7 protein-coding genes and 1 pseudogene are annotated in these 7,458 nt (G+C 59.8%); all 8 read left to right on the forward strand.

Annotation, left to right across the window (positions count from 1 at the left end; translation table 11 throughout):
• A pseudogene (locus D3227_RS39280) lies at positions 1–129 on the forward strand (IS630 family transposase); the annotation flags it as partial.
• 661 nt (positions 130–790) lie between these two features.
• Positions 791–1,357, forward strand: coding sequence for a hypothetical protein (locus D3227_RS39285; protein ID WP_120019345.1), 567 nt, complete (start codon positions 791–793; stop codon positions 1,355–1,357).
• A 56-nt stretch (positions 1,358–1,413) separates the two neighbouring features.
• Positions 1,414–1,848 (forward strand): YybH family protein, encoded by a 435-nt coding sequence (locus tag D3227_RS39290; protein WP_208646597.1) that lies wholly within the window; start codon positions 1,414–1,416, stop codon positions 1,846–1,848.
• Positions 1,849–1,933: 85 nt separating this feature from the next.
• Positions 1,934–3,253 (forward strand): Dyp-type peroxidase, encoded by a 1,320-nt coding sequence (locus tag D3227_RS39295; protein WP_120019347.1) that lies wholly within the window; start codon positions 1,934–1,936, stop codon positions 3,251–3,253.
• Positions 3,219–4,475 carry a DUF4331 family protein gene (locus D3227_RS39300; protein WP_208646599.1) on the forward strand — a complete coding sequence of 419 codons (1,257 nt, stop codon included), beginning with the start codon at positions 3,219–3,221 and terminating at the stop codon, positions 4,473–4,475. The genes D3227_RS39295 and D3227_RS39300 overlap by 35 nt, the downstream gene beginning before the upstream one ends.
• The gene (locus tag D3227_RS39305; protein ID WP_120019349.1) at positions 4,472–5,521 is read left to right on the forward strand and encodes a tetratricopeptide repeat protein; all 1,050 of its coding nucleotides are present in this window, start codon (positions 4,472–4,474) and stop codon (positions 5,519–5,521) included. Before D3227_RS39300 ends, D3227_RS39305 begins: the two co-directional genes overlap by 4 nt.
• A 40-nt stretch (positions 5,522–5,561) precedes the next feature.
• The gene (locus D3227_RS39310) at positions 5,562–6,164 is read left to right on the forward strand and encodes a HupE/UreJ family protein (protein WP_120019350.1); all 603 of its coding nucleotides are present in this window, start codon (positions 5,562–5,564) and stop codon (positions 6,162–6,164) included.
• A 249-nt stretch (positions 6,165–6,413) separates the two neighbouring features.
• On the forward strand, positions 6,414–7,277 hold the full coding sequence (locus tag D3227_RS39315) for a bile acid:sodium symporter family protein (protein WP_120019351.1): 864 nt from the start codon (positions 6,414–6,416) through the stop codon (positions 7,275–7,277).
• Positions 7,278–7,458: the final 181 nt, after the last annotated feature.

Genomic DNA, 7,458 nt, shown 5'->3' on the forward strand with positions numbered 1-7,458 from the left:
CAGGCGGCAATCAACCGCTTCCTCCAAGAGCACAACCAGCAACCCAAACCCTTCTCTTGGACCGCCGACCCCGACAAAATCATCGCCGCCGTCAAACGCGGGCACCAAGTGTTAGACTCCATCCACTAGGGTGGGTGGCTTCGGGGGAATATCCAGACCAAACCACTTCAACTGCGGAAAACTGGAATTGATCGTAGCTTTCGCTTCAAATTCTGGGCGCATTTCCGCCAGCGGGCCGAATTGTCCAGGCCCACACAGGTCCCAACTTGTCCGTTTGCTTGCTCGCCACCCAGTAGGAGCCGCTCAGTTAGCTGTTGCGCATGCTACGAGTTCTAGCAGCGTCTGATAACGCGGATGGCTGCGTATAGCTTCGAGATCCGAATCATTTTTGAACATCAAAAAAGCAAGAACGATCGGGGCGTGGCCAGAGGTCGGAGCGCGTGCGGAGCGCATAGTTGAACCAGGGAGCGTCCCAATCCCAGGAGGTTATCAGGCCCCGTAGGAATGCAGACGGTGCGCAAATGATTATCGAGAGCGAACCGCGCGTGGGAAAGGTTACTTTGAAGACCAGGAAGTTGCAGTGCCCATGAGATTTCGAACGGCATAGAGTCAGGCATTGCCCCCGAGGACAATAGCCCCGATCCGATGACCTGCGTATTCTCTTAAAGGAGAGTTGGAGCCGAGCCGAGCCCGAGGAGAACCGGGAGGCAGTATTGCTCGGCGCTCGCTCAACAGGCGCCTTTCAGAGGCAACAGATCGCGACTCCAAACTTAGAGCAGGAGCAATTCCGATGACGAAAGCTATCAAAGAAGATTGGACCAAGCCCGCGGCGATGGCTGTCCCCAAGGGAGGTTATTTCGGCACACCCGAGCAAGGGAGATACGGCGCAGTCTTCCCCAAAACGCCTACGTGCTATGGCTTTTCGATTATCGCCAAGATAATCCCTGGCCGAGAAGACGCGTTCTACGCGTACGCGAAGAGTCTTGAAAAGGCCGTTGCTGATACACCTGACGTTCTGGCCGTACTCAAGCTGCACTATCTCAGATGGAATCTTTTCGATATCAAGGGTGACACTTATTTCCAGTACATGGGAATATTCGACACCGATTTCGACAAGTATACGGAGGACGCGGTTGGGATTTTTTCCGCGACCGGCCTCAACACCGTTTTCGAGAATTTGGAAGGGTTCCCGGAAGACTGGAAGACGAATTCTCCAGCCTTCATCAAGTTCGTGCGGGATCACCATCGTCCATGCTTCCTCGAATACGGAGAGTATCCGTGGCTCAGCAGCGACGAGATCAAGAAAGCCCTGAGGCTCAAGGCCGCATTCTCGAACATGCTCGACGAGATGCAGTAGTGGGATTAGCAAAAGCAGGCGCGCAAAACGCTGTCGCCTGCCCCCGGCGCTACCCGTTGGAGAAGGCCAAAAAAGGAAATTGGAAGATGGATGCGAAAAATCCCTTGGCGGCTATACGTCAATACATAGACGCCTTCAACAAGGGCGACGTGAAGAATATGGGTGCCACCTTCGCGGAGGACGCGGCGATACTTGACGGCATGGCGCCGCACCTCTGGCTGGGATCAACCGCCACCCAGGACTGGTACAGGGATGTTTTGATAGAGGGCGAACATCACGGCGCGAGCGGCTACTTCGTTACACTTGGCGAACCGCTGCACAACGTCACCACCGACGATGCAGCCTACGTGGTTGTTCCCACCACCATGACGTTCAACGTGAAGGGCAGGCAGGTCACGCAGACCGGAGCGAAGTTCATCGTAGCGCTTCGCAAGGTTACTGACGGATGGCGTATTGCAGCCTGGGCATGGGCGAAGGGGACCGCTGCGTAGCGGCTTCCATACTCCGTCGGCAGCGACAAGGCCTCGCACTTACGCGGGCGAGGGTTGGGGTTTCCAAAGCAAACGGAGGAAACACGTGCTCGAGTTAGACGATATCCAGCACTTCCTGTTGAAGCGCCCGCGCGCGATTGCGGCGCGATACGGATTCCTCAGCTTCCGTGAGCCGGCGCAGGGACGGGCCTACCTCGCCGGCATCATTGACAAGATCGGAACCGGGGCCGCCGTTTCCGGCACAACGGCGGTCGATTCCCGCTGGGCCACTATCGCCTTCACCTGGAATGGACTTCGCGCGCTCGGCGTCGACGAGGCTTCACTTGCTACTTTTCCCGATGAGTTTCGGCAGGGCATGGCGGCTCGAGCGGCGATCCTTGGCGATACCGGCGCCAACCATCCCGACAACTGGATAGGAGGGCTCGCAAGCACCGACCTCCACGCCATCGTCATTCTTTTCGCCCGCGACAGCGATGAGCGGAAGCGCTCCGTCGAGGAGCATGAACGCTACGCCGCACAATTTCCGGGTGTCGAAGCCCTCTCCCTTCTCGATCTGGATGCGACCCCGCCCTACGACTATGCCCACGATCATTTTGGCTATCGTGACCGACTTTCCGAGCCAGTGGTCGAAGGCGCGGACGACGAGCCGTTGCCGGGCTCAGTATCGGCGTTAAAGCCGGGTGAGTTTTTCCTTGGTTATCCCGACGAAGACGGCCAGATCGCGACCCAGCCGCAACCCGAAGTGCTATGCCGCAACGGCAGCTATGTCGCGTATCGCCGTCTTGAGGAGCACGTCGGCAAGTTCCGTGACTTCCTGCGCGAGCACGGCAACACGTCGGACGAACAGGAGTTGATCGCGGCCAAGCTCATGGGTCGGTGGCGAAGCGGCGCTCCGTTGGTGCTGGCCCCGCACCGTGACGACCCCGCCCTCGGCGCCGATCGGCAGCGCAACAACGACTTCAACTACAAGCAGATGGACCCGCACGGCTACGCCGTGCCGCTCGGCGCTCACATCCGCCGCATGAATCCACGCGATACGGCTGCGAACATGAACAGGCGCCGCATGATCCGCCGCGGCGGCACTTACGGTCAGCCGTTACCGGAAGGAATGCCCGAAGACGGCGTGGAACGGGGCATCGCCGCCTTCATTGGCTGCGCCAGCCTGATCCGACAATTCGAATTCGCGCAGAACGTCTGGGTCAATCACGGGAACTTTCACGAGCTCGGCAACGAGCACGATCCCATCATCGGCAGCCAGGACGGAACACTGGATTTCAAGATCCCCAAGCGTCCGATCCGGAAGACCATCAAGGGTCTGCCCGCATTTACTACTGTTCGTGGGGGCGCCTATTTCTTTCTGCCTGGCATCCGTGCGCTCAAGTGGCTCGCCGCTGCAGGGACCTGACCAGTGTCGCCCGCGAACGGTTCCTACCCTTCGAGATCAGATTGCATCACAATATTTGGAAAGGCACAGAGAAATGTCCGATCATGGAGCAGGACCGCGGTCGATCGCTAATCCCGAGATCGACATCACAGATGTATTCGCCTTCCCAAGCCCGGAGCGCCCAGGCAACCTAGTGCTCGCCATGTGCAATTTCCCCTTTAAGGAGATCGAAGCGACACGGCTCTTCTTCTCGGATGCTCTCGACTACCGGCTGCGCGTGCGCCCTGTGCGTGTCTCGACCACGGGGCCGAATGCGGCCTTCGCGGTCGGCGAACAAGAGTGCTTCTTCAGCTTCACCTTCGACGTGCCGAAAATGGAGGGCGACCGGATGGTGCAGACGGGCGTCTGCCGAGGCCCCATGGGCGATCTCACCCTCCGCGTCGGCGACGAGGCCGGCGCGAAGGGCAACGGCGTGCGCGCCTTCGCTGGCTGCCGGCTCGATCCCTTCTTCGTCGATCAGCTTTTCTCGGGTGGCATGCGCATGACCCGGAAGATCCCACCGGTGACCGGCATAAACTCCGTCGAAGGGCAGAATGTGCTGAGCATCGTCGTCGAGGTTGAACACGCCAAGCTTTTCGGCCCCGAGGCCGGGCCTATGGTGGCCGTGGTGGCCGAGACTGCCACAAACGGCTCGTTCCGCGCTCGGCTCGATCGGGTTGGCCGCCCTGAGATCAAGAATTTCATTATGATGGACAAGGCGGCGGACTCGGTAAACCGCGACCTCGACATCCGCGACCTCTACAGCGAGGAGGATGGATTCAAGCTTCGCCCTGACTATATCGGCGCCTACCGGGCCCGGCTAAACGGCAGCATGGCCGTATACGACAGCCTCGACGACAAGGTCGATTGGCCGCTCGATGAGAAGGGGACGCATCCACTGACCGAAATGCTGCTCGCCGATTTCCTGGTGGTGGACATGTCGAAGCCGTTCAACGAGGACGGCTATCTGGAAATCGAGCTCGCACTGCTCGACGGCTCCGTGCCCAAGACCTGCGGCGGGCGTTGGGTCAACCACGACATCGTCGATTCGCTCTTCACCATCCTCATCAACAAGCGCAACGGCCCGCGCATCTCTGACGGAGTGGACGGAACTGCAGTTCCGGGGTCGAAGACGTTTCCCTATATTTCTCGTCCGAATCCGATGCCGCCGAAGCTCGCGGCTCTGGTGGGTATCCCTACATGAACGTTGTGGTTAATCCCGTCGAAGCGATTCGGACAACTCATGGGACAATCGCTTTATCGCACCTCGATGGACAGATCGATGGCCTGGAGCGCTTCGCCGCACGCGGCGAAATGGAGAGCCGAGCCTGGGTGGAACTCGTGGACCTAATCACGCTGAGGGCGCAGATTCTTGGTCGTATTGCAGACTACGAGCGTGCGTCCTTGATTGCCGAACAACGGTCCGAGGTCGCCCCTGGAGACGGACTGGCGTTCCTTTCCCGTGCCAGGACAAGGGCCAGCCTCCACCGTTTTGCCGAGGCGATGGCGGACCTCGATCACGCAGCGGAGCTCGGACAGACGGGACGCGAGATCGAGGTCGACAAGGCGGCGATCCTCCAGGCAGTCGGACTTTACGCAGAGGCCATGACGATTCGCCGGGGCATCGCGGACGCTTCTCCGGACTTCGAAGCCGCCGGCGGCCTCGCTTCCCTCTATGCGGATATCGGAGATACGGACGCTGCCGAGCAGTGGTTCGACAAGAGCAGCCTGCGCTATCGAAGCGTGTCGCCGTTTGCGCTGGCGCAGCTCGAGTTTCAGCGCGGGCATATGTGGATGGCCCATGACCCTGAGCGAGCTCATCGCTGGCTGCTTGCCGCGTGGCAGCGGCTGCCCCAATACGCCCAGGCCGAGGGCCATCTGGCGGAGGTCGAGGAAGCGCTTGGTGATCGGCACTCGGCCATCGCGCGCCTGGAACGCCTCGCTGCCGAGAGCGACGACCCCGACTTTGCGGCCGAACTCGCGCGCATTCTCCGCGACGCTGGCCGTCACGGTGAATCGGAACAATGGCGGTCGTATGCGGAGAAGCGCTATGAGACGTTGCTCGCATGGGCACCGGCGGCATTTGCTGACCATGGCGCGCACTTTTGGCTTTCCGTGGGCGGTGAACCAGCAAGAGCACTCGCCTTGGCAAGAATCAATCTTGAAGTCCGCGCTACGCCGAAGGCGCGCCGGTTGTTCGATGCAGCCCTGGCGGCATGCGCAAACACTGCCATAGCCAGAAGCGCATAAACCGTCGATCGTACAGCCTGATCAAACTGGGAGAACGTATATGCTCAAGCGACTCACCTTCCTCCTGCTCGGCGTATTTGCCACCACCGTACCGGCTTTTGCGCACTTTCGTCCCGGCGATCACGGTTCCATTGTATCGGGGCTTACACACCCCTTTACGGGCCTTGACCACATTGTGGTCATGATTGCGGTTGGCCTTTGGGCGGCTGCTATCGGAGGGCGTGCGAAATGGCTCGTCCCGTCAGCCTTCTTAGGCTGCATGATCACGGGTTACGCAGTGTCCATTGCAGGAGCCGAACTGCCATTCGTCGAGCCTACCATCCTCGCTTCAGTTATCGTGCTGGGGATCCTCATTGCTGCACCCATTCGGCTTCCGACGGTCCCCGGCGCGCTTCTCGTAGGCGTCTTCGCGCTTTTCCATGGCGCCGCGCACGGTGGCGAAGTGGGCTCAGCGGACACGCTCGCCTTCGGCATCGGCTTTGCCGTGGCCACGGCCCTGCTTCACGCCGCAGGCATCGGGTTCGGATTGATGCTCGGTTCGGGAACGAGGATTGGCCGAACGGCCGGCAACGCCTTGTCGCGTATCCTTGGCGGACTGGCCGCAGCAGTTGGCATCGCACTCGCACTTGCGGCGGTGTCGTAACAATGAACGGCGTGAATCGTGCCTGCGAGACTGCTTACGGCGCCATCTCGCTCGGCTCGACGTATCACTCGAACGCTCGATTGCCGGCGTGCAGGACTTTGCGACTGCCCGGATCTAGAATCCACAGGGTCGGCGTGACCCGCAAACCGTCGGCTGCCGGGCATCTGGTGACCACGGGAGTTTCGGAAACATGAACAGCCCAGCAAACCCTGTGTCTGGATCCCCACGTCAACGAGCAGGAGCGAAGCCATGACACTTGCAGGTGTTATTTCACTGGCACTCACAGTGAGTCTTTTCGTCCTTGTATTCGTGCTCGGAATGAAGGCCAAGCTGGAGGAGATAACCTTTCTCTTCCGCAATCCTGGCCTTCTTATACGCTCTATCCTGGCGATGAATGTCATTATGCTTGCTGTCGTGGTTCTTGCCAGCCAGCTCTTTGATCTCGCGCCGGCCATTAAGATCGCGCTTGTGACACTGGCGGTGTCGCCTGTGCCGCCTCTTCTGCCGGGGAAGCAGATTGCGTCGGGCGGAACGCCGCACTACGCTTTGGGGCTGCTCGTCGCCGCTTCCATCGTCTCGATCGTCCTCGTGCCCCTCAGCATCGAAACAATGGAATACGCCTTTCCGGTTGAGCTTCGTATCGCTCCGAGCAAAGTACTTTCCGTGGTGGCCCTGTCGATCTTCGCCCCGCTCGCCCTCGGAATGATCGTTCAGTGGCTCGCCCCTAATATCGCAGAGCGCGTAGCGAAACCGTTGTCGTCTGCGGCGACCGCTATAGTGGTGGTGGCCATCATCCCGATCCTGATAAAGGGGTGGCCCGATCTGTCCAATCTCTTTGGCAATGGCGCCGTTCTTTGCCTTGTTCTCTTCAGCGCGTCGGGCCTCTTGATCGGGCATCTCATTGGCGGACCCAATGCAGATGATCGCACAGTCCTTGCGTTGGCTTGCGGGTCGCGCCACCCCAGCATCGCGCTCGCGATCACCGCTCTCAATTTCCCGGGTGTACCCGGCGTGGCGGCCTTGATCCTTTACCACCTGGTGATCAGTGGCTTAGTATCCGCGCTGTACCTCCGCTGGATTAAACCGCCTACCCAAAGCCCGTCGGCCAACTGACCGCCGCTGCTAATGGTACTCCTGCAGACCGGCTGCCCGCTGCAATTCGGGCTCTAGTCATCTGAATCTAAATTTCGTGGCATAAGGATTGTTCCGCCTTCTGGCAGAAGCGTTTGACGGAGGCGAGAATGTCGTCTGCGGACTTGGTCCATCGATATGGCTTGGGGTTCTCGTTGTGGCG

This window comes from Mesorhizobium waimense, assembly GCF_003601975.1.
In the GTDB taxonomy this organism is placed as follows: domain Bacteria; phylum Pseudomonadota; class Alphaproteobacteria; order Rhizobiales; family Rhizobiaceae; genus Mesorhizobium; species Mesorhizobium waimense.